25 protein-coding genes are annotated in these 24,980 nt (G+C 59.5%); 16 read left to right on the forward strand and 9 right to left on the reverse strand.

Annotation, left to right across the window (positions count from 1 at the left end):
- Positions 1-51: 51 nt before the first annotated feature.
- From K7431_RS23760 to K7431_RS23770, 3 genes are all read right to left on the reverse strand, one after another.
- Positions 52-648, reverse strand: a complete 597-nt coding sequence (locus tag K7431_RS23760) for a superoxide dismutase (RefSeq protein ID WP_003212997.1) — start codon at positions 646-648, stop codon at positions 52-54.
- A gap of 178 nt (positions 649-826) precedes the next feature.
- Positions 827-1,426 carry a LysE/ArgO family amino acid transporter gene (locus K7431_RS23765; RefSeq protein WP_015885562.1) on the reverse strand — a complete coding sequence of 200 codons (600 nt, stop codon included), beginning with the start codon at positions 1,424-1,426 and terminating at the stop codon, positions 827-829.
- A gap of 5 nt (positions 1,427-1,431) precedes the next feature.
- Positions 1,432-1,833, reverse strand: coding sequence for an ACT domain-containing protein (locus tag K7431_RS23770; RefSeq protein ID WP_015885561.1), 402 nt, complete (start codon positions 1,831-1,833; stop codon positions 1,432-1,434).
- Between the two features lie 96 nt (positions 1,834-1,929).
- Here K7431_RS23770 and K7431_RS23775 point away from each other — a divergent pair, with 96 nt between their 5' ends.
- From K7431_RS23775 to K7431_RS23785, 3 genes are all read left to right on the forward strand, one after another.
- Entirely contained in the window at positions 1,930-2,823 is an 894-nt protein-coding gene (locus K7431_RS23775; RefSeq protein WP_015885560.1) for a LysR family transcriptional regulator ArgP, read from the forward strand.
- 52 nt (positions 2,824-2,875) lie between these two features.
- Positions 2,876-3,874, forward strand: coding sequence for an NAD-dependent epimerase/dehydratase family protein (locus K7431_RS23780; RefSeq protein WP_015885559.1), 999 nt, complete (start codon positions 2,876-2,878; stop codon positions 3,872-3,874).
- Positions 3,875-3,988: 114 nt separating this feature from the next.
- Entirely contained in the window at positions 3,989-4,816 is an 828-nt protein-coding gene (locus tag K7431_RS23785) for an ATPase (protein WP_043205810.1), read from the forward strand.
- 69 nt (positions 4,817-4,885) lie between these two features.
- Here the strand turns inward: K7431_RS23785 and K7431_RS23790 are convergent, their stop codons facing one another.
- Entirely contained in the window at positions 4,886-5,710 is an 825-nt protein-coding gene (locus tag K7431_RS23790) for a hypothetical protein (RefSeq protein WP_015885557.1), read from the reverse strand.
- Positions 5,711-5,890: 180 nt separating this feature from the next.
- Between K7431_RS23790 and K7431_RS23795 the strand changes: the two genes are divergently transcribed.
- The 8 genes from K7431_RS23795 to K7431_RS23830 all read left to right on the forward strand — a co-directional run bounded on the left by K7431_RS23795 (position 5,891) and on the right by K7431_RS23830 (position 14,857).
- Positions 5,891-6,661 (forward strand): hypothetical protein, encoded by a 771-nt coding sequence (locus K7431_RS23795; RefSeq protein ID WP_043205808.1) that lies wholly within the window; start codon positions 5,891-5,893, stop codon positions 6,659-6,661.
- Positions 6,662-6,774: 113 nt separating this feature from the next.
- Entirely contained in the window at positions 6,775-8,034 is a 1,260-nt protein-coding gene (locus K7431_RS23800) for a D-mannose isomerase (protein ID WP_015885555.1), read from the forward strand.
- A 104-nt stretch (positions 8,035-8,138) separates the two neighbouring features.
- The gene (locus tag K7431_RS23805) at positions 8,139-9,425 is read left to right on the forward strand and encodes an ABC transporter substrate-binding protein (protein ID WP_015885554.1); all 1,287 of its coding nucleotides are present in this window, start codon (positions 8,139-8,141) and stop codon (positions 9,423-9,425) included.
- Between the two features lie 142 nt (positions 9,426-9,567).
- Positions 9,568-10,476, forward strand: a complete 909-nt coding sequence (locus K7431_RS23810; RefSeq protein WP_003175732.1) for a carbohydrate ABC transporter permease — start codon at positions 9,568-9,570, stop codon at positions 10,474-10,476.
- On the forward strand, positions 10,469-11,314 hold the full coding sequence (locus K7431_RS23815; RefSeq protein ID WP_015885553.1) for a carbohydrate ABC transporter permease: 846 nt from the start codon (positions 10,469-10,471) through the stop codon (positions 11,312-11,314). Before K7431_RS23810 ends, K7431_RS23815 begins: the two co-directional genes overlap by 8 nt.
- Positions 11,315-11,316: 2 nt before the next feature.
- On the forward strand, positions 11,317-12,477 hold the full coding sequence (locus K7431_RS23820) for an ABC transporter ATP-binding protein (protein ID WP_015885552.1): 1,161 nt from the start codon (positions 11,317-11,319) through the stop codon (positions 12,475-12,477).
- Between the two features lie 84 nt (positions 12,478-12,561).
- On the forward strand, positions 12,562-13,908 hold the full coding sequence (locus K7431_RS23825) for a carbohydrate porin (RefSeq protein WP_015885551.1): 1,347 nt from the start codon (positions 12,562-12,564) through the stop codon (positions 13,906-13,908).
- Positions 13,909-14,011: 103 nt separating this feature from the next.
- Positions 14,012-14,857: a D-hexose-6-phosphate mutarotase gene (locus K7431_RS23830; protein ID WP_015885550.1), complete on the forward strand. Its 846-nt coding sequence runs from the start codon at positions 14,012-14,014 to the stop codon at positions 14,855-14,857.
- Between the two features lie 121 nt (positions 14,858-14,978).
- On the opposite strand, the gene K7431_RS23835 is transcribed toward K7431_RS23830, so the two are convergent.
- On the reverse strand, positions 14,979-15,839 hold the full coding sequence (locus K7431_RS23835; protein ID WP_170039859.1) for a MurR/RpiR family transcriptional regulator: 861 nt from the start codon (positions 15,837-15,839) through the stop codon (positions 14,979-14,981).
- 218 nt (positions 15,840-16,057) lie between these two features.
- Between K7431_RS23835 and zwf the strand changes: the two genes are divergently transcribed.
- The 3 genes from zwf to K7431_RS23850 are packed head-to-tail and all read left to right on the forward strand — an operon-like array spanning position 16,058 to position 18,907.
- Positions 16,058-17,524 carry a glucose-6-phosphate dehydrogenase gene (gene zwf / locus K7431_RS23840; RefSeq protein WP_015885549.1) on the forward strand — a complete coding sequence of 489 codons (1,467 nt, stop codon included), beginning with the start codon at positions 16,058-16,060 and terminating at the stop codon, positions 17,522-17,524.
- Positions 17,511-18,224 (forward strand): 6-phosphogluconolactonase, encoded by a 714-nt coding sequence (pgl, locus tag K7431_RS23845; protein WP_043205806.1) that lies wholly within the window; start codon positions 17,511-17,513, stop codon positions 18,222-18,224. The genes zwf and pgl overlap by 14 nt, the downstream gene beginning before the upstream one ends.
- A gap of 17 nt (positions 18,225-18,241) precedes the next feature.
- The gene (locus K7431_RS23850) at positions 18,242-18,907 is read left to right on the forward strand and encodes a bifunctional 4-hydroxy-2-oxoglutarate aldolase/2-dehydro-3-deoxy-phosphogluconate aldolase (RefSeq protein WP_026013852.1); all 666 of its coding nucleotides are present in this window, start codon (positions 18,242-18,244) and stop codon (positions 18,905-18,907) included.
- 115 nt (positions 18,908-19,022) lie between these two features.
- Here the strand turns inward: K7431_RS23850 and K7431_RS23855 are convergent, their stop codons facing one another.
- On the reverse strand, positions 19,023-20,198 hold the full coding sequence (locus tag K7431_RS23855) for an aminotransferase class V-fold PLP-dependent enzyme (RefSeq protein WP_015885546.1): 1,176 nt from the start codon (positions 20,196-20,198) through the stop codon (positions 19,023-19,025).
- A 9-nt stretch (positions 20,199-20,207) separates the two neighbouring features.
- Positions 20,208-20,444 (reverse strand): DUF3820 family protein, encoded by a 237-nt coding sequence (locus K7431_RS23860; protein ID WP_010208204.1) that lies wholly within the window; start codon positions 20,442-20,444, stop codon positions 20,208-20,210.
- Between the two features lie 205 nt (positions 20,445-20,649).
- On the opposite strand from K7431_RS23860, the gene K7431_RS23865 reads away from it, so the two are divergent.
- Complete coding sequence (locus K7431_RS23865) at positions 20,650-21,117, forward strand: ferritin-like domain-containing protein (protein WP_015885545.1); 468 nt, start codon at positions 20,650-20,652, stop codon at positions 21,115-21,117.
- A 133-nt stretch (positions 21,118-21,250) separates the two neighbouring features.
- On the opposite strand, the gene K7431_RS23870 is transcribed toward K7431_RS23865, so the two are convergent.
- Together K7431_RS23870 and K7431_RS23875 are read right to left on the reverse strand one after the other, a co-directional pair.
- On the reverse strand, positions 21,251-21,721 hold the full coding sequence (locus K7431_RS23870) for a MaoC family dehydratase (RefSeq protein ID WP_015885544.1): 471 nt from the start codon (positions 21,719-21,721) through the stop codon (positions 21,251-21,253).
- 57 nt (positions 21,722-21,778) lie between these two features.
- Positions 21,779-22,723, reverse strand: coding sequence for an alpha/beta hydrolase (locus K7431_RS23875; protein ID WP_015885543.1), 945 nt, complete (start codon positions 22,721-22,723; stop codon positions 21,779-21,781).
- A gap of 249 nt (positions 22,724-22,972) precedes the next feature.
- Between K7431_RS23875 and fadD2 the strand changes: the two genes are divergently transcribed.
- Positions 22,973-24,661, forward strand: a complete 1,689-nt coding sequence (fadD2, locus tag K7431_RS23880; protein WP_015885542.1) for a long-chain-fatty-acid--CoA ligase FadD2 — start codon at positions 22,973-22,975, stop codon at positions 24,659-24,661.
- Positions 24,662-24,980: the final 319 nt, after the last annotated feature.

The following is a 24,980-nucleotide window of genomic DNA, read 5'->3' on the forward strand; positions in this document are numbered from 1 at the left end:
CACCCACAAAAAAGCCCGGCAATGCCGGGCTCTTTCTACTGCAAGCGTTGCTTAGGCAGTGAAGGTCTTGCCTTCGAACTGCTCAGCCACGAACTTCCAGTTGACCAGGTTCCAGAACGCTTCCACATACTTTGGACGCACGTTACGGTAGTCGATGTAGTAAGCGTGTTCCCACACGTCGCAGGTCAGCAGCGGGGTGTCGCCGCTGGTCAGCGGGTTGCCGGCGCCGATGGTGCTGGCCAGGGCCAGGGAACCGTCAGCCTTTTTCACCAGCCAGCCCCAACCGGAACCGAAGGTGCCGACGGACGTCTTGGTGAACTCTTCCTTGAACTTGTCGAACGAACCGAACGCAGCGTTGATGGCTTCAGCCAGCGCGCCGGTGGGTTGACCGCCGGCGTTTGGCGCCAGGCAGTTCCAGTAGAAGGTGTGGTTCCAGACCTGAGCGGCGTTGTTGAAGATACCGCCCGAAGAGGATTTGACGATCTCTTCCAGGGTCTTGCCTTCGAACTCGGTGCCTGGGACCAGGTTGTTCAGGTTCACGACATAGGTGTTGTGGTGCTTGTCGTGGTGGTATTCCAAGGTTTCCTTGGAAATGTGCGGCTGCAGGGCATCGTGTGCGTAGGGCAGCGGCGGCAATTCGAAAGCCATGATGATTCTCCTAATCAGGTCAGTTGCGGTGAGCGCAAGGCCGATCACGGGCGGCCAAACAAGCGCCGGGGAGTTTGTACTCTTTGCGGCGCAGGGTCCGGATCATAGCACCGGGGGTGCGGCAAAACCACGCAACAACTGTGTGGGATAGAGGTTCCAGAGCGTTTTGGAATATTCATCAAGCGCTGATCAATTGATAGGCCACGCTGAACATCATCACCGCCACCAACAGGTCCAGCAGACGCCAGGTGGCAGGGCGTGCCAGCCAGGGTGCCAGCCACGCCGCGCCGAGCGCCAGGGTGGAGAACCACAGCAATGAAGCGCTGGCGGCACCGGCCACATAGGCACCGGGCTCGGTTTGTTGGGCGCCGAGCGAGCCAATCAGCAACACGGTATCCAGGTACACGTGAGGGTTGAGCAGCGTGACGGCCAACGCGCTCAGCAGCACCGCACGCAGTGAGCGCACCTTGAGATTATCCGCCTGGTCCAGGCTCTGTTTCGAACAGGCCCGGCGCAGTGCGCACGTCCCGTACCAGAGCAGAAACGCCGCGCCACCCCAACGTGCGACCGCCAGCAGCACCGGGCTTTGCGCCAGCACCGTCGCCAAACCGAACACCCCGGCAGCCACCAGCAGTGCATCGCACACCACGCACAGCGCCGCCACGGGCAAATGATGTTCACGGCGCAGGCTTTGCGCCAATACAAAAGCATTCTGGGTGCCGATGGCCATGATCAGGCCGAGGGCTACCAGCAGACCGTTCAGATAACTCTGCCACATAGGATTTACTCCGCGTCCGCTGCCAGTTGTTGCAACACCTGTAGGGCGCGCTGGGCATCGGCACGGCCAACGAACAGGTGATCGTGGTAATAGCCGGCAATCACGTTGCAACTGATGCCGGCGTTGCCCAGTGCACTGGCGACCGCGGCGGTCAGGCCCACGGCGTCCAGGGCCGAGTGCACATTCAAGGTGATCCACGCGGCGACATAGTCAAACGCCAGCCCGGCCTGTTGCGCGTGCTGGCGTTCGAGGATCAGCGTCAGGCCTTCCTGCTCGCGGAAACTGCCGATCACCTCGCAACCGGCAGGAATTCGGTGATCGGGCAGGGTGCAGAACACATAGTCACCGTCGTTGAGATGGGGGCTCATGCTGCGCAGCAGGGTTGCCAGAGCGGTTTCGCCAGCCATGGGAGATTCCTTATAAAGAGAAGCGATGCTGGCTATTCTCGTGAGGCAGGCTGTATAAGAAAAACAAATATTGCTGATCGCTCATTAGAGAAACTGATGTTCGACTATAAATTGCTTTCCGCGCTGGCGGCGGTGGTGGAACAAGCGGGCTTCGAGCGTGCCGCTCAAGTCCTGGGCCTTTCGCAATCGGCGATCTCCCAGCGCATCAAGTTGCTGGAAGCGCGTATCGGCCAGCCGGTACTGGTGCGCGCCACGCCGCCGACGCCCACCGATATCGGCCGGCGTCTGCTCAACCACGTGCAACAGGTGCGCCTGCTGGAACGTGACCTGCAAAGCCAGGTGCCGGCGCTGGACGACGAAGGCATGCCTGAGCGCCTGCGCATCGCGTTGAACGCCGACAGCCTTGCCACTTGGTGGGCCGAGGCTGTCAGCGGTTTTTGCGCCGAGCAGCATCTGCTGCTGGACCTGGTTGTAGAGGACCAGACCGTGGGCCTCAAGCGCATGCGCGCCGGGGAGGTGGCGGCCTGTATCTGCGCCAGCGAGCGGCCGGTGGCGGGCGCGCGCAGCCTCTTGCTGGGGGCCATGCGCTATCGCGCGTTGGCCAGTCCGGCCTTTATTGCCCGGCACTTTGCGCACGGCGTGCGCGCGGACCAATTGGCGCGTACGCCGGCCTTGGTCTTCGGTCCGGATGATTTCCTGCAACACCGCTACCTGGCATCCCTCGGTGTGGACGGCGGGTTCGAGCACCATTTATGCCCATCCTCCGAAGGTTTTATCCGCCTGACGGAAGCGGGGCTGGGCTGGGGGCTGGTGCCGGAATTGCAGGTACGTGACCAACTGGAAAAGGGCCTATTGGTCGAGTTATTGCCAGATAAGCCCATCGATGTGCCGTTGTACTGGCATCATTGGCGCAGTGGCGGGCAACTGCTGGGCTTGTTGACCGACCACCTGGCCCAGGCGTGTGGTCAATGGTTGGTGCCGTTGGAGTGATGGCGCGCGTCAAGGCAACAGCGATGAAAAATGAAAGAACACGGGGTAATACATGAAGATTCTGGTCACCGGCGCAAGCGGCTTCATTGGCGGGCGCTTTGCGCGTTTCGCTTTGGAGCAGGGCCTGGACGTACGGGTCAACGGGCGACGCGCCGAAGGTGTGGAACACCTGGTCAGGCGCGGCGCCGAGTTTATCCAGGGTGATTTGAATGACGCCGCGCTGGTGCGTGACCTGTGCCGCGATGTCGAAGCCGTGGTGCATTGCGCGGGCGCCGTTGGGCTGTGGGGGCGTTACCAGGACTTCCACCAAGGCAATGTGCTCGTTACCGAGAACGTCGTCGAAGCCTGCCTCAAGCAGCGCGTCGGCCGGTTGGTCCACCTGTCGTCACCGTCGATCTACTTTGATGGCCGCGATCATCTGGGCGTGACCGAAGAACAAGTTCCCAAGCGTTTCAAGCACCCCTATGCCGCCACCAAATACCTGGCCGAGCAGAAGGTGTTCGGCGCCCAGGAGTTCGGCCTCGAGGTACTGGCCTTGCGCCCGCGCTTCGTGACGGGCGCGGGTGACATGAGTATCTTCCCGCGGTTGCTGAAAATGCAGCGCAAGAACCGCCTGGCGATCGTCGGCGACGGGCTGAACAAGGTCGACTTCACCAGCGTGCACAACCTCAACGAGGCGCTGCTCAGCAGTCTGCTTGCCCCCGGCTCGGCACTCGGCAAGGCCTACAACATCAGCAACGGTGCGCCAGTGCCGGTGTGGGATGTGGTGAACTATGTGATGCGCCAGATGGAAATGCCGCAGGTAACGCGGTATCGGTCCTACGGCCTGTCCTACAGCGTGGCGGCACTTAACGAAGCTTTCTGCGCGATGTGGCCGGGGCGGCCGGAACCCGCGTTGTCTCGCCTGGGCATGCAAGTCATGAACAAAGATTTCACCCTCGACATCAGCCGTGCCAGGCATTATCTGGACTATGAGCCCAAGGTCAGCCTGTGGACCGCCCTCGACGAGTTCTGCAGTTGGTGGAAAGCCCAGGCGCCGGGGATCCAGTAAGCACACAACAGGCAACACTTCGGGAACCGATTTCGGCGTTCCGGGTCGATCAGTGCGCCGGGATCACGGTTTATACTCCCGTCGCTCGCCATTTCACCGATTCAGGGTTGATTCATGCGCAACGATGCTAAAGACGACTTCGACAACGTTCCCAGCCTGCGGGCCGATGTCGGGGATGATGATGATTTCGAGCCTTCTCCCGCTACCTCGGTGCGGTCACGCACAACCAAGGTGGTCAAGGTCAAGAGCGCCAGCACCGGCCCATTGTGGGCCTTGATCGGCGCGTTGCTGATCGCCTTTGCGGGCCTGGCCTGGTGGAGCTTCCAGCAGATCTCCTTGATGGGCCAGCAGTTGGTTGCCACCCAGGAAAGCTTTGCGCGCATCAGCGAAGAAGCGGCGGGGCGCCTGCAGGATATTTCCGGCAAGGTGGTGGCCAGTGAAGCCAGCGTCAACAATGGCAGCGAGGCGCTGAAACTGCAGATCAAGCAACTTGAAAGCCAGTTGCTGGAGCAGGGTAAACAGCAAGTCGGCGTGGCCGGCCAGGCGACCGAGTTGGATAAGCGCCTGGCGCAAATGACGGCCAGCACCACTGAGCTGTCCAACGCCAACAGCAAGCTGCAAGGCCAGGTCCAGGCCCTGACCGATGCTGTGGCAACGCTCAAGGCGGCGCAAGGTGATGCGAGCAAGCGCGATAGCGAAATCAAGGAGCTTTCCGCTGACGTGGCGGCCTTGAAGAAACAGGGCAACCCCAGTGCGGCCATCGCCCGTATCGAGCAGGATCTGGTAGTGCTCAAAAGCGCGCAGGATAACCAGCCGGTCAACAGCGATGCGCCCACCAATAAAGAGTTTGATGTGTTTCGCATCCAGACCACGCGCAATATCACCACCCTGCAAAGCCAGGTGCAGAACCTGCAACGCCAAATTGCAACGCCGACGCAATAACTTCAATCAACCGAGCCACTCTGGCGGGGGGAGTGGCTCTTGTGGCGAGCATGCCTCGGGAAGCCCTTTCTACTCGGCTGTCACGGGTGCCATCGGCGTGCCGACCATTGCTACGCGGGTTGAGACCTCCCAGTCCGCAAAGCTGGCATAGGAGACCACGCCATTGTCGTGCAAGCGATAGCGGGTACCTTGCTCGATGCCGGGCATAAGGTCTGCTTGCTGATAATCGGCAGCGATGGCGATCCATTTTATCGGCTGTTTATAGGTTACCAGCGCCTGCATTGGCCAAGCGCCGGCGAAACTCATGACAAGAGACACCACGATAGCGCCCGCCCAGTGTTTGATCATGCGTCCTGCGAACTCCTTCCGGCCAGACTGCATGAAGGCCTTCGCTGATCCATCAGGAAAGACCATGGCTAACAGCCTGAAGATGTCGTCAATAATCGGAAACGTGGAAATATGGACGAGGCCGCCTAACAGTATCGCCACTAAGGCATTGCCTAGAATAATGACGGAAGCAGCCATTAACCAAAGGCTGGGATAAATCAGTGCGCTGACCACGCTGACCGTAATATCAAAGTCCTGTGCTGGAAGCCCCATGACGCTGGATACACACCAGCGTGCCGGTATAAACGCAATAAAGAATATCGCGGTATGGGCGACAGTCAGGTACACCTTGCCGAAGGATGAAGCCCAGTGATGCTTGATGAAGTTGAACAAAAAGGTGAGGTAGCCGATGCCGAATAATCCACCGGCGCAAAGAATAAGTGTCTCGGTCAGCCACATCTTCTGGAATATTAGCTGAGCGACCAGCCCGGCAATGCCAAGTCCTAAACCAATATTATAAAATGTGCTGCCGGAAGAAAGTTTCGCCGTTGTGGTGTGTTGTTGCATGTCAGTCCTTTGTTTGCAGCTGTTGGGTGATGGGGTTCGACACTTGAAACAGGTGTTCCTGTGGTGACACGTTGCGCTGGGCGGGCATCATAAATACAATCGCGCGCTCATGGTTCGATGAGCGACCTGTAAAACGGCGATTACGTTATTAGTTTTGCGCAAAAAAAGGAATTGATGCGAATGTCATTTGAAACAAAATTATCCGAATGCCGGGTCTGGCTTCACGCGTTGAAGCATACCGTTGCAAAATTCACACTCTGTTTAGTTCTTGTTTATATTTTAGTAGGCCTGTCTGTCTGGTTTGAGTTGCCGGCGCCCATTACTTTCCTCAGCTCGCTTTGCACGTTGCTTGTTCCTTTCGCTTTGATCGTGATGCTGCTGACCGAAAATGTTCTATATAAAAAACTTTCCAGTACGGTCTGGGGCAAGGCGGTCATCGGCGTAGGAATAACGTTCTACGGCGCATTGGCATATATATGGGCCGCCGGCGAGGTTAACCAAGTATTTGCCGAGGCGTCCGGGAACTTTCCCTGGGCGGTTACTGCTCTTGCTGTCGTATATTTTTTCAAGAATGTGGTGTTGGTGTTTGCGTTGGTATTACTGACAGGCATGTTCTTCTACGTGCCACTATGGCTGTTACGGATGCTCATAAACGAAGAACAATCGGCCAAGGGTTTTTTCCGGAAACTGGTTGGCGGCATTTTACTGTTGCTAGGCGTCAGTATGCTCATGGGAACTGCGAATGCTGTAACGTTGCGGGCACGGGAGCTGGCCATACACGTGGCGTTGTATGCTGATTTCAGCAGTAAGTACCCTTGTAATGGCGCGGTTTTCAACGGTGTACGTCAAGTGTTGTTCTTACCGTCCGGCAGCGTCTTGATAGCTGAAACGGTCGAAAATGAGCAACAGCAAGTTGAATGGCGGTTTTCAAGGGCCAAGTGTGAGGTGTGATGCGAGTCGTGAATGTCACCACTCGGTGACATTTCCCTTCCCCTTCGTTACTTGCCCCCACCGTGCCCTTGTTTAGACTCCGTTCATCCCACAAAAAATAATAAGGGCCACCCATGACCACGCAACCACTGCCTGTCAGCAGTTGGCTGAACGCGGCTGCTCATCACGCCTGGCTCGCCGCCGAAGGCCAGCGTCTGCTGGCGTTTGCCAAAGCTTCTCGACTGCCCGACGGCTTCGGCAACCTGAACGATAGAGGCCAATTGCCGGCCGATGCGCGCGCCGAAACCATGAACACCGCCCGCATGACCCACAGCTTCGCCATGGCCCACGCCATGGGGTTGCCCGGTTATGCCGAGCTGGTTGAACACGGGGTTACCTGCCTCAACGGCCCATTACGCGATGCTGAGCATGGCGGCTGGTTCGCCGCGCCCCACGCCCTCGATGGTAACCGTGGCAAGGCCGCTTACCTGCACGCCTTTGTCGCCCTGGCCGCCAGCTCTGCGGTTGTGGCCGGCGCTCCCGGCGCGCGCACCCTGCTGAACGACGCCATCCCTATCATCGACCAGTTTTTCTGGAGCGAGGAGGAGGGCGTGATGCTCGAGTCGTTTGCCCAGGACTGGAGCGGCGTCGAGGCCTACCGCGGCGCCAACAGCAACATGCACGCCACCGAGGCCTTCCTCGCCCTCGCCGATGTGACCGGCGATACGCGCTGGCTGGATCGCGCGCTGCGGATCGTCGAGCGTGTGATCCACACCCACGCCGCCGGTAACCAGTTCATGGTGATCGAGCATTTCGACGTTCATTGGCAACCTTTGCTCGGCTACAACGAAGACAACCCCGCCGATGGCTTTCGTCCCTATGGCATTACCCCCGGCCACGGCTTCGAGTGGGCGCGGCTGGTGCTGCACCTGGAGGCGGCGCGCCTGCAAGCCGGGCTCGTCACACCTGAATGGTTGGTGACTGACGCCAAGGGCTTGTTCGCCAGTGCCTGTGAATACGCCTGGGCAGTGGATGGCGCCCCCGGCATCGTCTACACGCTGGACTGGAACCATCGCCCAGTGGTGCGTGAACGCCTGCACTGGACCCATGCCGAAGCCAGCGCCGCTGCCCAGGCGTTGCTCAAGCGCACGGGCGAGTTGCATTACGAAACCTGGTACCGGCGTTTCTGGGAGTTTTGCGAGGCCCACTTTATCGACCGTCTCCACGGCAGTTGGCACCACGAACTCAGCCCGCACAACCAACCCAGCAGCAACATCTGGGGCGGCAAGCCAGACCTGTACCATGCTTGGCAAGCGGTCGTGCTGCCTGCACTGCCCTTGGCACCGAGTATGGCCAGTGCCATCGGGGCTGGGCTTTATGTCACCAGCTGGTGACATTTGTGCATCCCTTTGTTACCTGCGCCTCAAAAATCCATGTTTAAACTCCGTGCAGCGCAAGCTTAAGACTTGCATGCATAACAACAAGAAAAGGTACTCAGATGAACGCGATTAATCGCCTCGCCGTCGCTATTTCCATTGCCTCGTTGTTTCCCCTCAGTGCATTTGCCGCCGACTCGAAAGGGACGGTTGAAGTTGTGCATTGGTGGACCTCGGGTGGTGAGAAGGCGGCTGTAGATGTCCTGAAGGCCCAAGTTGAGAAAGACGGCTTCACCTGGAAAGACGGTGCCGTCGCAGGTGGCGGTGGCGCCACGGCCATGACCGTGCTGAAAAGCCGCGCGGTCGCCGGCAACCCGCCAGGCGTTGCCCAGATCAAAGGCCCCGACATCCAGGAATGGGCGTCCACCGGCCTGCTCGACACCGACGTGCTCAAAGACGTCGCCAAAGAAGAAAAATGGGACTCCCTGCTCGACAAGAAAGTCTCCGATACCGTGAAGTACGACGGTGACTACGTCGCCGTACCGGTCAACATCCACCGCGTGAACTGGCTGTGGATCAACCCGGAAGTCTTCAAGAAAGCCGGTATCACCAAGAACCCGACCACCCTCGAAGAATTCTACGCCGCGGGCGACAAGCTGAAGAAAGCCGGCTTCATCGCGCTCGCCCACGGTGGCCAGCCGTGGCAGGACAGCACGGTGTTCGAAGCCGTCGTCCTGTCGGTGATGGGCGCAGAGGGTTACAAAAAAGCCCTGGTCGACCTGGATAACGGCGCGCTGACCGGTCCGGAAATGGTCAAGGCCCTGACTGAACTGAAAAAAGTCGCGACCTACATGGACGTCGACGGCAAAGGCCAGGACTGGAACCTCGAAGCGGGCAAGGTTATCAACGGCAAGGCCGGCATGCAGATCATGGGTGACTGGGCCAAGTCCGAATGGACGGCCGCCAAGAAAGTCGCCGGCAAAGACTACGAGTGCGTAGCCTTCCCAGGCACCGACAAAGCCTTCACCTACAACATCGACTCCCTGGCGGTGTTCAAGCAGAAAGACAAAGGCACGGCTGCGGGTCAGCAGGACATTGCCAAGGTCGTGCTGGGTGAAAACTTCCAGAAAGTCTTCAGCATCAACAAAGGCTCGATCCCGGTTCGGGTCGACATGCTGAACAAAATGGACTCCTACGGCTTCGACTCCTGCGCCCAGACCGCCGCCAAGGACTTCCTGGCAGACGCCAAGACCGGCGGCCTGCAGCCAAGCATGGCGCACAACATGGCCACCACCCTGGCCGTGCAAGGTGCGTTCTTTGATGTCGTGACCAACTACATCAACGACCCGAAAGCCGACCCGGCCGACACCGCCAAGAAACTCGGCGCTGCGATCAAGTCTGCCAAGTAACACCTTTTGTAGGAGTCGGATTGCTGTGGCGAGGGAGCTTGCTCCCGCTGGGGTGCGAAGCACCCCCAAAGGCGGAGCGCCTTCGCCACAACACACTGGCTCCGACAGGCTGTAGTCCTTTTTCCCTGTACTGGATTTTCCCATGAGTTCTGTTGCTGTGTTCAGCAAAGCCTCGCCGTTCGATGCACTGCAGCGCTGGCTACCCAAACTGGTGCTGGCGCCCAGCATGTTCATCGTGTTGGTGGGCTTTTACGGCTACATCCTGTGGACGTTTGTACTGTCGTTCACCACATCGACGTTCCTGCCGAGTTACAAATGGGCAGGGCTTGCACAGTACGAGCGCTTGTTCGACAACGATCGCTGGTGGGTCGCGAGCAAAAACCTGGCCTTGTTCGGCGGGATGTTTATCGGTATCACCTTGGTCATCGGCGTGACACTGGCGATCTTCCTCGACCAGAAAATCCGTCGTGAAGGCTTTATCCGCACCATTTACCTGTACCCGATGGCGCTCTCGATGATCGTCACCGGTACCGCCTGGAAATGGCTGCTCAACCCGGGCATGGGCCTGGACAAACTCCTGCGTGACTGGGGCTGGGAAGGCTTCCGTCTCGACTGGCTGATCGACCCGGACCGCGTGGTCTACTGCCTGGTGATCGCCGCCGTCTGGCAAGCCTCGGGCTTCATCATGGCGATGTTCCTCGCCGGCCTGCGTGGCGTTGATCAATCGATCATCCGTGCCGCACAGATCGACGGTGCGAGCCTGCCGCGCATCTACTGGAGCGTGGTGCTGCCAAGCCTGCGTCCGGTGTTCTTCAGTGCGGTGATGATCCTGGCGCACATTGCGATCAAGAGCTTCGACCTGGTGGCGGCGATGACGGCCGGCGGTCCGGGCTACTCGTCCGACCTGCCAGCGATGTTCATGTACTCGTTCACCTTCAGCCGTGGCCAGATGGGCATGGGCTCGGCCAGTGCAATCCTGATGCTCGGTGCGATCCTCGCGATCATCGTGCCTTACCTCTATTCCGAGCTGAGGACCAAACGTAATGACTAGTCTCGCCTCCAAACCTGCCATCAGCCTGAGTCGCATCGCGATCTACGCTGTGCTGATCCTCGCCGTGCTGCTGTACCTGGTACCGCTGGTGGTGATGCTGCTGACCAGCTTCAAGACCCCGGAAGACATCAGCACCGGCAACCTGCTGAGCTGGCCGACCGTGGTCTCCGGCATCGGCTGGGTCAAGGCCTGGGCCACCGTGGATGGCTACTTCTGGAACTCGATCAAGATCACCGTTCCCGCTGTGCTGATCTCCACCGCCATCGGTGCGTTGAACGGTTATGTGCTGTCGTTCTGGCGCTTCCGTGGTTCGCAGCTGTTCTTCGGTTTGCTGCTGTTCGGCTGCTTCCTGCCGTTCCAGACCGTACTGCTGCCGGCGTCGTTCACCCTCGGCAAGATGGGCCTGGCCAGCACCACCACCGGCCTGGTGTTTGTGCACGTGGTCTACGGCCTGGCGTTCACCACGCTGTTCTTCCGTAACTACTACGTGAGCATTCCGGATGCGCTGATCAAGGCGGCACGCCTGGACGGCGCCGGTTTCTTCACCATCTTCCGTCAGATCATTCTGCCGATGTCCACTCCGATCATCATGGTCTGCCTGATCTGGCAGTTCACCCAGATCTGGAACGACTTCCTGTTCGGTGTGGTGTTCTCCAGCGGCGACTCCCAGCCCATCACGGTGGCGCTGAACAACCTGGTCAACACCAGCACCGGGGCCAAGGAATATAACGTGGATATGGCGGCGGCGATGATCGCCGGGCTGCCGACCCTGCTGGTCTATGTGATCGCAGGCAAGTATTTCGTGCGCGGCCTCACGGCCGGCGCGGTCAAGGGGTAATCATGGCTACGCTTGAACTTCGCAATGTAAACAAGACCTATGGCGCCGGCCTGCCCGACACCTTGAAGAACATCGAACTGTCGATCAAGGAAGGCGAGTTCCTGATCCTGGTCGGCCCTTCGGGGTGCGGTAAATCCACGCTGATGAACTGCATCGCCGGCCTGGAAACCATCACCGGCGGCGCGATCATGATCGGCGACCAGGACGTGAGCGGCATGAGCCCCAAGGACCGTGACATCGCCATGGTGTTCCAGTCCTACGCGCTGTACCCGACCATGAGCGTGCGCCAGAACATCGAGTTCGGCCTCAAGATCCGCAAGATGGCCCAGGCGGACATCGACGCCGAAGTGGCGCGCGTGGCCAAGCTGCTGCAGATCGAACACCTGCTCAACCGCAAGCCGGGCCAGCTCTCCGGCGGCCAGCAACAGCGCGTGGCCATGGGCCGTGCCCTGGCGCGCCGGCCGAAGATCTACCTGTTCGACGAGCCGCTGTCCAACCTCGACGCCAAGCTGCGCGTCGAGATGCGCACCGAAATGAAACTGATGCACCAGCGCCTCAAGACCACCACGGTCTACGTGACCCACGATCAGATCGAAGCGATGACCCTGGGCGACAAAGTGGCGGTGATGAAGGACGGCATCATCCAACAATTCGGCACGCCGAAAGAAATTTACAACGACCCGGCCAACCTGTTTGTGGCAAGCTTTATCGGTTCACCACCAATGAACTTCGTTCCTATGCGCCTAAAACGCAAGGAAGGTCGTTTGGTCGCGCTGCTCGACAGCGGCCAGGCCCGTTGCGAATTGCCGTTGGGCATGAACGACGCAGGCCTGGAGGACCGTGATGTGATTCTGGGCCTGCGCCCGGAGCAGATCGTGTTGGCGGCGGGTGAGGGCAACGGTTCGTCGAGCATTCGCGCTGAAGTCCAGGTCACCGAACCGACCGGTCCGGACACCCTGGTGTTCGTGCAGCTCAATGACACCAAGGTCTGCTGCCGTTTGGCGCCGGATGTGGCGCCCCAGGTCGGCGAGACCCTGACCCTGCAATTTGATCCGGCCAAGGTATTGCTGTTCGACGCCAACACTGGCGAACGCCTAGGCACTGCTTCTTCATTGCCCGCACAGGGGCATGCCGACAACGTGGCCCAATTCAAAGGCCGCTGAAGCAGCTAAGTTGTTGTTTTAAATAAAAAAGTAACCCGCGTTAGATAAAAACAGTTTAATAACAATAAAGACGAGGATGTAGGGATGAAAAAGCAACACAACAACACTCGGCTGATCTGCCAAATGTCAGCTGCAGCAGCCCTGGTTTTGTCCGCCAATGCGATGGCGGCCGATGCATTCAGTGCCGACTCCAAGTGGATGACCGGCGATTGGGGTGGTGAGCGTACCAAGCTGATCGAGCAAGGTATCGACATCAAGGCTGACTACGTAGGGGAAATGGGCGCCAACCTGCGCGGCGGCTACAACGACGACAGGACCGGCCGTTACTCTGACCAGTTCGGTCTGGGCGTAGCACTGGACCTGCAAAAGCTGTGGGGCTGGGATAACACCCAGGCCAAGATCCAGTTTACCAACCGTAATGGCCAGAACATCTCCAACGACCGCATTGGCGACCCGCGTGCCGGCACGCTGAGTTCGTCCATGGAAGTCTACGGCCGTGGCCACATGGTGCGTCTGACCCAGTTCTGGATCCAGCACCAGATGTTCGACAACAAGTTGGACGTGAAACTCGGTTACTTCGGTGAAGGCGAAGACTTCAACACCTTCCCATGCGACTTCCAGAACCTGTCGTTCTGCGGCTCGCAGGTCGGTAACTATGTGAACACCTGGTACAACTGGCCCGTCAGCCAGGCCGCGATCCGCGTGAAATACAACATCACGCCTGAGCTGTATGCGCAAATCGGTGCGTACAACCAGAACCCATCGCAGCTCGAGCACGGCAATGGCTTTAAGCTCAGCGGCAGCGGCACCAAAGGTACCGTGATTCCGGTGGAATTGGTCTGGTCGCCGAAGGTTAATAACCTGCCGGGCGAATACCGTGTGGGTTACTACAAAAGTGCCGCCGATGCCGCTGACGTACGTGAAGACGTGAACGGCAACGATGCCGCCACCACGGGTGCTGCATACCGTACCCGCAGCAGCAAGAAAGGCTACTGGTTCGTTGCCCAGCAACAACTCACCACGCACAACGGCGACGCTTCGCGTGGCCTGAACATCGCGGCCAACGCGACCTTCCACGACAAAGAAACCAACCTGGTCGACAACTACCAGTCGTTGATGCTGGTGTACAAAGGCCCATTCGATGCGCGTCCAAAAGACGACGTGGGTATTGGTGCCGCGCGTCTGCACGTCAACGACGACGTGAAGAAAAACGCCGAACTGCTCAACGTCGCCAATGGCGTGAACGACTACGACAACGCGCTGTTCTCGCCGATCCGCGAAACCGAGTACAACTTCGAAATCAACTACGGCTTCCACGTCACCAACTGGCTGACCGTGCGTCCCAACCTGCAATACGTCGTCCAGCCGGGCGGCGTGGATAAAGTCGACAACGCGCTGGTGGCGGGCCTGAAAATTCAGTCTACGTTCTAACGCTGTTGCGATAAGCTCCTTCTCTCTGTGCGCATTTTGCGGGTAGCCATGGCTATCCGCTTTTTTTTGGGTTGCATTGTGAAGATATTCAGGACCGTGGCACATGCATGAGCAACCGCTGCAACGCTTTTTCAAATCCCTGCGCGAGCGTCCGGTGTTCGCCTGGGAGCGCTTCCAGATGCGCGACGTGCTGGTGATCGACCACCCGCTGTGCCAGGCGGTGTTCAGTCGCCAGGGCGCGCAACTGTTGCATTTCCAGCCCCGTGGCCAAAAACCCTGGCTGTGGTGTGCAGCCAAGTGGCCGCAAGTTGGCGCCATCCGTGGTGGCGTACCGGTGTGCTGGCCGTGGTATGGCCGCCATCCGAGTGAGAATGCCTGGCCGTCCCATGGCTGGGCGCGCTTGATCGACTGGAAACTGCTCGACAGCAGCACCGACGATGAGGGCGTGCGCCTGCACTGGCAATTGCAGCTGTGCGACTGGCAGGTCGACCTGCACGCGCACTTGGGCGACACCCTGGAATTGCGCCTGAGCACCGAGCATCAGGATGAGCTGCCGTGCCAATTGAGCCATGCGTTGCATGCTTACTGGCGTATTGGTCACGTTGACGAGATAGCGCTGTCTGGGCTCGACGGTGCGCAGGGTTACGACCAGCTCAATCGCCAGGTTTGCCAGCAGGAAGGCGAGCTGCGCGTGGAGGGCGGGTGCCAGCGGGTGTTCCATCACGAAGGCGAATTGCAACTCAAGGACCACGCCTGGCAGCGTGAACTGTGCATCGACACCGGCGACAGCGCCGACACGGTGGTGTGGCACCCAGGCAGTCGGCCGTTGTTAGGCGTGAGCTTCAACGAGGCGTCGGGGTTTGTGTGCGTGGAGTCGGCGATGGCGGGGGCGAGTTTGGCGCCGGGGGAGCGGGCGCATCTGAGTTTGCAGGCGCGGGCTGGGGTTTAGCGGTGTGGTTGATGGCCTCATCGGGGGCAAGCCCCCTCCCACACTTGAAGGTATTCACAAATTAAACTGTGGGAGGGGGCTTGCCCCCGATGAGGCCAGTGAAACCAACACACAGCCTGGCTCAGTTGAACTCGTCGCCCACCGGGTACCGGCTGTCATTCAAGCTCTCTTTGATCTTGCGCAAATGCGGCTGGAAATCCACGCCACGGCGCAAGGTCATGCCGGTTGCCAGCACATCCAGCACCGTCAATTGGATGATCCGCGAGGTCATCGGCATATAGATGTCGGTGTCTTCCGGCAGCGGAATGTTCAGGCTCACGGTACTGGCCTTGGCCAGCGGTGAGTTCTCGGCCGTCACGCCCAGCACTGACGCGCCGTTTTCCCGCGCGATACGCGCCACTTCCACCAGCTCACGGGTACGCCCGGTGTAGGAAATGATCACGAACAACTCGCCCGTGTGCGCCACCGACGCGATCATGCGCTGCATCAGCACGTCCGCGTGCGCGGTCACGGCCAGGTTGAAGCGGAAAAACTTGTGCAGCGCATCCATGGCCACCGGGGCCGAAGCGCCCAGGCCGAAGAAGTGGATCTGCCGCGCCTGGATCAACAGGTCCACGGCCTTGCTGATCAGCGCCGGGTCCAGGGCCTGGCAGGCGCTGTCCAGGGACGCAATGGCGCTGCCAAAGATCTTCTGCGTGTAGGCCTCAGGGTTATCATCGGCCTCCACAGCGCGGCTGACATACGCCGCGCCACTGGCCAGGCTTTGCGCCAGCTGCAATTTCAGTTCAGGGTAACCGCTCACGCCGAACGAACGGCAGAAACGGTTGACCGTCGGTTCACTGACCGAGGCCGCCTGGGCGAGGGCGGCAATGGAGAAGCGGGTCGCCTGCTGCGGGTTGAGCAGGATGACCTCGGCGACTTTTTTCTCGGCCTTGTTCAATTCTTCGAGGCGGTTCCGGATCTGTTCCAGAAGATTTCGCACGCGGTCCATTCAGTCTTTCCTTCGGGCGACGATGCAAATTAGGGTGGTAACCAATCGATAAGTGGTCTTTTGCGGTGGCCTATCCTACTGAGGGTAGCTGAACACCACCACTCGGAATGCGTATTTCGGGAAAATGTTGTGGTTATTACTACATTTTTCCTTGAGTGATGCCTTGAAAAAAGGTATTTGTAGCTTAACTTGATAAAAGAACAAACATCATGCCTTCGATAACCGTAGAACCCTGCACCTTTGCCCTGTTTGGCGCCTTGGGTGATCTGGCGCTGCGCAAGTTATTTCCTGCCCTCTACCAACTTGATGGCGCGGGGCTCCTGCACGACGACACGCGCATCCTGGCCCTGGCCCGGGAAGCCGGTTCCGAGCAACAGCACCTGGCGCACATCGAACAAGCACTGCGCAAATACGTCGGCAAGGAACTGGACGAAACCATCGCCCAGCGTTTCCTGGCGCGCCTGACCTATGTTCACGTCGACTTCATGAAAGCCGATGACTACGTGGCCCTGGCGGAAATCGCCGGCACTGCGCAGCGCCTGATCGCCTACTTCGCCACCCCGGCGGCGGTGTACGGCGCGATCTGCGAGAACCTGTCGAAGGTCGGCCTGGCGGAAAACACCCGCGTGGTGCTGGAAAAACCCATCGGTTCGGACCTGGAGTCCTCGCGCAAGGTCAACGATGCCGTGGCGCAGTTTTTCCCGGAGAACCGCACCTACCGCATCGACCACTACCTGGGCAAAGAGACCGTCCAGAACCTGATCGCCCTGCGTTTCGCCAACAGCCTGTTCGAAACCCAGTGGAACCAGAACTACATCTCCCACGTGGAAATCACCGTGGCCGAGCAGGTCGGTATCGAAGGCCGTTGGGGCTATTTCGACAAGGCCGGCCAGCTGCGTGACATGATCCAGAACCACCTGCTGCAACTGCTTTGCCTGATCGCCATGGACCCGCCGGCCGACCTGTCCGCCGACAGCATCCGCGACGAGAAGGTCAAGGTGCTCAAGGCCCTGGCGCCGATCAGCCCGGATGGCCTGACCACCCAAGTGGTACGCGGCCAGTACATCGCCGGCTACAGCGCCGGCAAGCCGGTGCCGGGTTACCTGGAAGAAGAGAACTCCAACACCCAGAGCGACACCGAGACCTTCGTCGCCCTGCGTGCCGATATCCGCAACTGGCGATGGGCCGGGGTGCCGTTCTACCTGCGCACCGGCAAGCGTATGCCGCAAAAGCTGTCGCAGATCGTCATCCACTTCAAGGAACCGTCCCACTACATCTTCGCCCCCGAGCAGCGCCTGCAGATCAGCAACAAACTGATCATCCGCCTGCAGCCGGACGAAGGTATTTCCTTGCGCGTGATGACCAAGGAGCAGGGCCTGGACAAGGGCATGCAACTGCGCAGCGGCCCGCTGCAACTGAATTTTTCCGACACTTACCGCAGCGCCCGTATCCCGGATGCCTACGAGCGGTTGTTGCTGGAAGTGATGCGCGGCAATCAGAACCTGTTTGTTCGCAAAGATGAAATCGAAGCCGCGTGGAAGTGGTGTGACCAGTTGATCGCCGGGTGGAAAAAGTCCGGTGATGCGCCCAAGCCGTACGCGGCGGGTTCCTGGGGGCCGATGAGCTCGATTGCACTGATCACGCGGGATGGGAGGTCGTGGTATGGCGATATCTGAATTGAAACTGCCTCAGGGTGTGACGGCCCATGAGTACCGTACGCCTGCATTGTTGGCGGACGGCCTGGCCAATGACGTGGCCGAACAACTGCGTGAGGCCATCAGTGCCCGTGGCGAAGCGACGCTGGTCGTCTCCGGCGGCCGCAGCCCCGTCGCGTTTTTCCAGAACCTGGCCAAGCAAGGCCTGGACTGGTCCAAGGTCACCGTTACCCTGGCCGATGAGCGCTGGGTACCGGTGGAGCACGCGGACAGCAACGCCGGTTTGCTCAAAGCAAACCTGTTGCAAGGCCCGGCGGCTAAAGCCAAGTTCCTCAGCCTCTACAGCGCTGCGGCCAACCTTGAAGAGGCCGCCGAACAGGCCGATCGCCTGCTGGCCGAGCTGCCCGCCATTGATGTGCTGGTATTGGGCATGGGCGATGACGGCCACACCGCTTCGCTGTTTCCCAACAGTCCGAACCTCGCTGAAGCACTGCAGGCCGACGGTACCCGCCGTTGCTGGCCGATGCTGGCGCCGACCGTGCCGCACCAGCGCCTGACCATGAGTCGCGCGTTGCTGGCCACGGCGAACTACACCGTGCTGTCGATTTCCGGCAGTTCGAAGTTGACCACCTTGAGCGCCGCGCTGGCCAGCAACGACGTTGCTGCCATGCCGATTCGCGCGTTTTTGCAACCCACATTAGAGATTTACTGGTGCCCATGAGCCAAGGATCAGCCGCTATGAAAAGCCCTCAACCGACCGTGTCCATGGCGGATAAAGTTGCCCTGATCGACAGCCTCTGCGCCAAGGCGCGGATCCTGCCGGTGATCACCATCGCCCGCGAACAGGACATCCTGCCGCTGGCCGATGCCCTGGCAGCCGGTGGTTTGACCGCATTGGAAGTGACCCTGCGTTCCGAGTTCGGCCTCAAGGCCATTCAGGTGCTGCGTGAGCAACGTCCTGAACTGTGCACCGGTGCCGGCACCGTACTCGACCGTCACATGCTCGAAGCGGCCGAAGTGGCCGGTTCGCAATTCATCGTCACCCCTGGCATTACCCGCGACTTGCTGGAAGCCTCGGTGCACAGCCCGATCCCGCTGCTGCCGGGCATCAGCAATGCCTCGGGCATCATGGAAGGCTATGGCCTGGGCTACCGCCGCTTCAAGCTGTTCCCGGCCGAAGTCAGCGGCGGCGTCGCGGCCATCAAGGCCCTGGGCGGCCCGTTCGGCGAAGTGAAGTTCTGCCCGACCGGCGGCGTGGGCCCGGCCAACATCAAAAACTACATGGCGTTGAAAAACGTGATGTGCGTGGGCGGTAGCTGGATGCTGGACCCGGAGTGGGTCAAGAACGGCGACTGGGCCCGCATCCAGGAAGTCACCGCACAGGCGCTGGCGCTGCTGGATTGAGCTGATTTACCGAATCGTTGTTGCTGTGCTTAACGGCATTTTTGCGGCGCACTTGGTCGGTGTGCCGCTTTTTTTTGCCTGTAGAAAACTTGAATTCAACGCCGCTCCCACATTTTTAGTCTGCGTTCAGTTGGGTAATCGCGTTCACCAACACGCTGATGTCCGCAGCTGAAGTCACTAGCCCCGGCGTTACCCGGATACACGTGCCAAATGCTGCACCGACACGCGTGGTAGTAAACAAGTCAAAGTCCCTGAGCAACCGATCCACCATCACCTGCTGGTCCCTTCCGACAAACTTGAACGCCGTAATCCCGCAATACAACCTGGGATCATTCGGCGTCAGCACTTCAATCCCCGGCAAAGCCCGCACTTGGTTCACCCACAAATCCCGCAGGTAATTAACCCGCGCACCCTTGGCCGCCGAGCCACCCAACTTCCGGTGCTCTTCAAACACCAATGGCAGTGTCATCAGCGCCGGAAAGTTCGGCGTGCTGTAGGACGTGCGTGCGCGTACGTCGGTAGCCGGGTAGTGAAACTCGCCCATGTCCGGGTCGATATCGGCCAGGCGCTCCGGGGCGATGTACAGAAAGCCCAGGGTCAGCGGCGCGCCGATCCATTTGTGCAGGTTGAAACCGGCAAACTGAATACCTAACTCGGCGAGGTTGAACTCGATTTGGCCCAGGGCATGGGCGCCATCGAGGATCACGTCGATATCATGCTCGCGCGCCGCCTGGGCAATCGCGGCAACGGGCATGACCAGCCCGGTGCGGTGGGTAACGTGGGTCAGCGCCATCAACTTGAGGCGCGGGTACTGAGTGAACGCGTCACGATAGGTTTGCACGAGGCTGTCGAAACTGGCCGGGTGAGTGTGGGACAGTTCGATCACCTCCACGCCACGGTAACCCGCCAACCAGCGCATGGCCCCTTTGACCGTGTCGTACTCCAGGTCGCTGATCAGCACCTGGTCACCCGGTTGCAGGCAGTTGTAGTTGCGGATCAGTGATTGCAAGGCTTCGGTGGCGTTACGGGTAAACGCCAGCGATTCGGGGTCAGCCTCCATCAGCTCGCCGAGTTGTCGACGAATCTCCACATTCTCACCCTGCTCGAACGTCTGACGCACATACAGCGAGTTACTGCGGTTGATAAACGCAACCTGCTCCAGATAGTGCGTTTGCACCGCGTGGCTCATGCGGCCGAAATAGCCGTTTTCCAGATTGATCGGGCCGGGCTCCAGCGCATAGCGCTGCGCGACGGCCTGCCAGTGACGTTCGTTGTCTGCATTCCGTGGCATAGGTGGCTCTTAATGACGAGGGGCGGGCTTGCCGTGTTTGGCGCGCAGGGGTTCAAGCAGTTCAGACAAACCGTTGCTGTCGATTTCCTGCATCAATGCCAGCAAACCGCCGAGTTCACCGTGGGGGAAACCCTCGCGGGCGAACCAGTTCAGGTAAGGACCGGGCAGGTCGGCGATGATCCGTCCCTTGTATTTGCCGAAGGGCATTTCGCGGGTGATCAGCAGTTCGAGTTTTTCCGGGTTCATGAGCTTCAGGCGGTAGAGGCGAGGTCTTCGAAAATACAGGCATTCTGCATGAAGGCCAAATGACAGATCATGCAAATAACGTACATACAGATGGTTCAATAATTCGTAAGCTATTGATAATTAATAGAAAAGTTGTTTGCCAAAACCTGGCACGGGCGCTGCAATTACTAAGACACGTTTCTAAACCCGCACAAGGAATTGAAAAATGACTGACATCAACAAAGAATCGATCTCCGTACTCAACGACCTGATCGAGACCAGCAAAGACGGCCAGAAAGGCTTCGCCACTTGTGCTGAAGACATCAAGCATCCAGAGCTCAAAGCCCTGTTTGTGAAACGTTCTGCTGACTGTGCTACTGCGGCTGCCGAGCTGCAGACCGCTGTTCGTGCTCTGGGTGGCGATCCGGAAGAGTCCGGCAGCGTTGCCGGCGCCCTGCACCGTGGCTGGGTCGACGTGAAGTCGATGGTCACCGGTAAAGATGAAGAGGCCGTGCTGAACGAAGCCGAGCGCGGTGAAGACCACGCCCTGAAGGCTTACAAGGAAGCGATCGAGAAGATCAACAAGCACAACCTGCTGGGCATTCGTGACCTGGTTGAGCGTCAGTTCCACGGCGCACAACGCAACCACGACCAAGTAAAAGCCCTGCGTAACCAGGCTCGCGCCCAGTCGTAAGCCCTGTGCTGTAAATGCTGTAAGAAATGTGGGAGGGGGCTTGCCCCCGATTGCGGAGTGTCAATCACTGCATCTTGTGACTGATCTACCGCTATCGGGGCAAGCCCCCTCCCACATTCGTATTGCATAAGTTTTAGCCAATGCTGATCGGCGGCAACTCGGTCAGGGTCACGACTTGCTGCTTACGCGGCGCCAGAATTTCCGCCTCGCCGTCCACCACCAACTCATCGCGCTGGTTGAATACACGGGTGGCAATGCGCACGCGGAACTTCGGCAGTTTTTCGAGGATCTCCAGGCGCACCGTCAGCGTGTCGCCGATCTTCACCGGCTTCTGGAAGGTCATCTGCTGGCCGATATAGATCGTGCCCGGCCCAGGTAACTCACAGGCCACCGCCGCACTGATCAGGGCGCCGCTGAACATGCCGTGGGCGATACGCTCCTTGAACATGGTCGCCTTGGCGTATTCGGCATCCAAATGCACCGGGTTGTGGTCACCGGACATCGCGGCGAACAGCTGGATATCGCGCTCTTCCACCAATTTGCTGTAGCTGGCGGTCTGGCCGACTTCGAGGGCTTCGTACGGGGTGTTGGTTACCTGGGTCATCTAAAGGTGCATCCTGTGGCTAATCGGTAAATTAACTGTTTGATTTTAAGTGAAAACTCATTCGCAGCGGGCGGGCCTGTGCAAGGTCAGGGCCTGGTCGAGCCACGTCAGCACATCCGCGGTGACGTCATCGCGGTTGGTCTCATTGAACACTTCGTGACGCGCCTGCGGGTAAATAGTCAATTGCAGGTGCTGGCAGCCGGCTTCACGCAGGGCGTGGGCCAGGTGTTTGAGACGCTTGCCCTCACTCACCGGATCACATTCGCCGCCCATCACCAGGATCGGCAGGCCGGGATCGATCTGCGCGAGATTGGACGCTTTGCTGATTTGCTGCAAGCCGCCGAGCAGGTCGATCCACAGCTGGTTGGTGCAGCGGAACCCACACAGCGGGTCGTTGATGTACCTGTCGACTTCCGCCGGGTCGCGGCTGAGCCAGTCGAAAGCGGTGCGATTGGGTTTGAACGCCTTGTTGAACGATCCAAACGACAGGAACTCGATCAGCGCACTGCGCCCGCGCAAGCCCTGGCGCAGGCGCTCGGCCCGTGCGATCACCCGCGCCGCGCGGTACAGCGCCACCGGCTGGAAATTCGAACCGCTGAGGATCGCCCCGGTCAGGCTGGCGCTGTGGTGCACCAAGTAGGCCTGGGCGATGTAACTGCCCATGCTGTGCCCAAGCAGAATGATCGGTAACCCCGGCTGCTGCTGGCCGATATGCTGGTTGAGGCTGGCCAGGTCGCCCACCACCTTGTTCCAGCCGTCCTTCTCTGCGTACAGACCCAACGTGCCTTCATCGGCGGTACGGCCGTGGCCACGCTGGTCCAGCGCGTAAAGGCCGTAGCCGGCACCGCACAAGGCTTCGGCCAGGCGTGCGTAGCGCCCGCTGTGCTCGGCCATCCCATGGGAGAGCATCACCAGGGCCTTGGGCGGACCGTCGGGCATCCATTGATTGACGTACAGGCGGCAGCGGTCATTCGCGGTCAGCCAGAAGGTGCTGTGGTTCATAGCGGTTCCTTTTCTCAAGGTCTGCTCAAGGTCTGGTCTGCTCAGGTTCGTTCCAGTGTATAGCTCATCCCGAGGGAAGCGTCTGATCAGTGCAGGGCCTTGTAGGAAGATTCACACAGTTAATGACGCTCTTTCCTGTATTTGCCTGTTTGGCCATAGCTGCTAACGTCCCCTGAGCTCCGCTTTTTATAGATGTAGAGGTTTTACACCAGCAGCGGCCGGACACACTCAGGTAAGAGGACAAGAATAATGCAACCTGATTTCTGGAATGACAAACGCGCGGCGGGCGTACCCAATGACATCGACCTCGCGGCCTACAAGTCGGTGATCGAAGTCTTCGAGCGTTCCTGCAAGGCCTTTGCCGACCGTCCGGCATTCAGCAACATGGGCATCACCCTGACCTACGCCGAGCTTGAACGCCAGAGCGCGGCGTTCGCCGGCTACCTGCAGCAGCACACCGACCTCAAGCCGGGCGAGCGCATCGCGGTGCAGATGCCCAACGTGCTGCATTACCCGGTTGCCGTGTTCGGTGCCTTGCGCGCCGGGCTGATCGTGGTCAACACCAACCCGCTGTACACCCCGCGCGAGATGCGTCACCAGTTCAAGGATGCCGGTGTACGTGCGTTGGTCTACCTCAACCTCTTCGGTTCGCGGGTGCAAGAGGTGTGCAGCGACACCGAGATCGACTACCTGATCGAAGCCAAGATGGGCGACTTCATGCCCGCCGCAAAGGGTTGGCTGGTGAACACCCTGGTCGACAAGGTCAAGAAGATGGTCCCGGCCTACAGCCTGCCGCGCGCGGTGTCGTTCAAGCGCGCCCTGCGCATGGGCGCAGGCCTGGGGGTGACCCGCCACCCGGTGACCCTGGATGACATCGCCGTGCTGCAATACACCGGCGGCACCACTGGCTTGGCCAAGGGCGCGATGCTCACCCACGGCAACCTGGTGGCAAACATGCAACAGGTGCGCGCCTGCATGTCCCAGACCGGCGAGGACGGCCATCCACTGATCAAGGAAGGGCAGGAGGTGATGATCGCGCCGCTGCCGCTTTACCACATCTATGCTTTCACCGCGAATTGCATGTGCATGATGGTGTCCGGCAATCACAACGTGCTGATCACCAACCCGCGCGACATCGGCGGCTTTATCAAGGAGCTTAAAAAGTGGCGCTTTACCGGGCTGTTGGGGCTCAACACGCTGTTTGTGGCCTTGATGGACCACCCGGATTTCAAAAGCCTGGATTTTTCCCACCTCAAGCTCACCAACTCCGGCGGCACCGCGCTGATCAAGGCCACGGCCGAGCGCTGGGAGCAGATCACCGGCTGTGCGATAGGCGAGGGCTACGGTCTCACCGAAACGTCCCCTGTGGCCAGCACCAACCCCTACGGCAACAAATCACGCCTGGGCACCGTGGGCATTCCTGTGCCAGCCACGGCAATGAAGGTGATTGATGACCAGGGCCTCCAACTGCCGTTGGGTGAACGCGGCGAGCTGTGCATCAAGGGCCCGCAGGTGATGAAGGGCTACTGGCAGCAACCGGCTGCCACCGCCGAAGCGCTGGACGCCGAAGGTTGGCTGAAGACCGGCGACATTGCAGTGATCGATGACGATGGCTTTGTGCGCATTGTCGACCGCAAGAAGGACCTGATCATCGTCTCGGGCTTCAACGTGTACCCCAACGAGATCGAAGACGTGGTGATGGCCCACCCGGCGGTGGCCAACTGTGCCGTGATCGGCGTACCGGATGATCGCACCGGGGAGGCGGTGAAGCTGTTTGTGGTGGCGCGTGCGCAAGGGGTGAGCCTTGAGGAATTGAAGGCGTACTGCAAGACCAACTTCACGGGGTACAAGGTGCCCAAGCATATTGTGTTGCGTGAGTCGTTGCCGATGACACCGGTTGGCAAGATTTTGCGGCGTGAGCTGCGCGACATCGCCTGATCTGAAATGCGCTGAAAAAAAGTGGGAGGGGGCTTGCCCCCGATGGCGGTGGGTCAGTCACCAGATGTGTAGACTGAACCACTACCATCGGGGGCAAGCCCCCTCCCACATTTGTACTGTGTTGTTCTGAAAGCCCCGTTCCAGAGCCATTTATGCCGCTATTTTGGCTTGGTTTAAAGCGTGACCAATTATTGTAGGACAGTCGTGTTTATGACCGTGGGCCCCTTCTTTGGCTCTAGGCGGCCCTTGGCAAAGCTGCTACTCTCGGCGCGCTTTGTGACGTCTCGGCCTGCTTGAAAGCGCCAGATTCACCTAAAAA

It is taken from the genome of Pseudomonas fluorescens group sp. (assembly GCF_020093335.1).
In the GTDB taxonomy this organism is placed as follows: Bacteria; Pseudomonadota; Gammaproteobacteria; order Pseudomonadales; family Pseudomonadaceae; genus Aquipseudomonas; species Aquipseudomonas petroselini.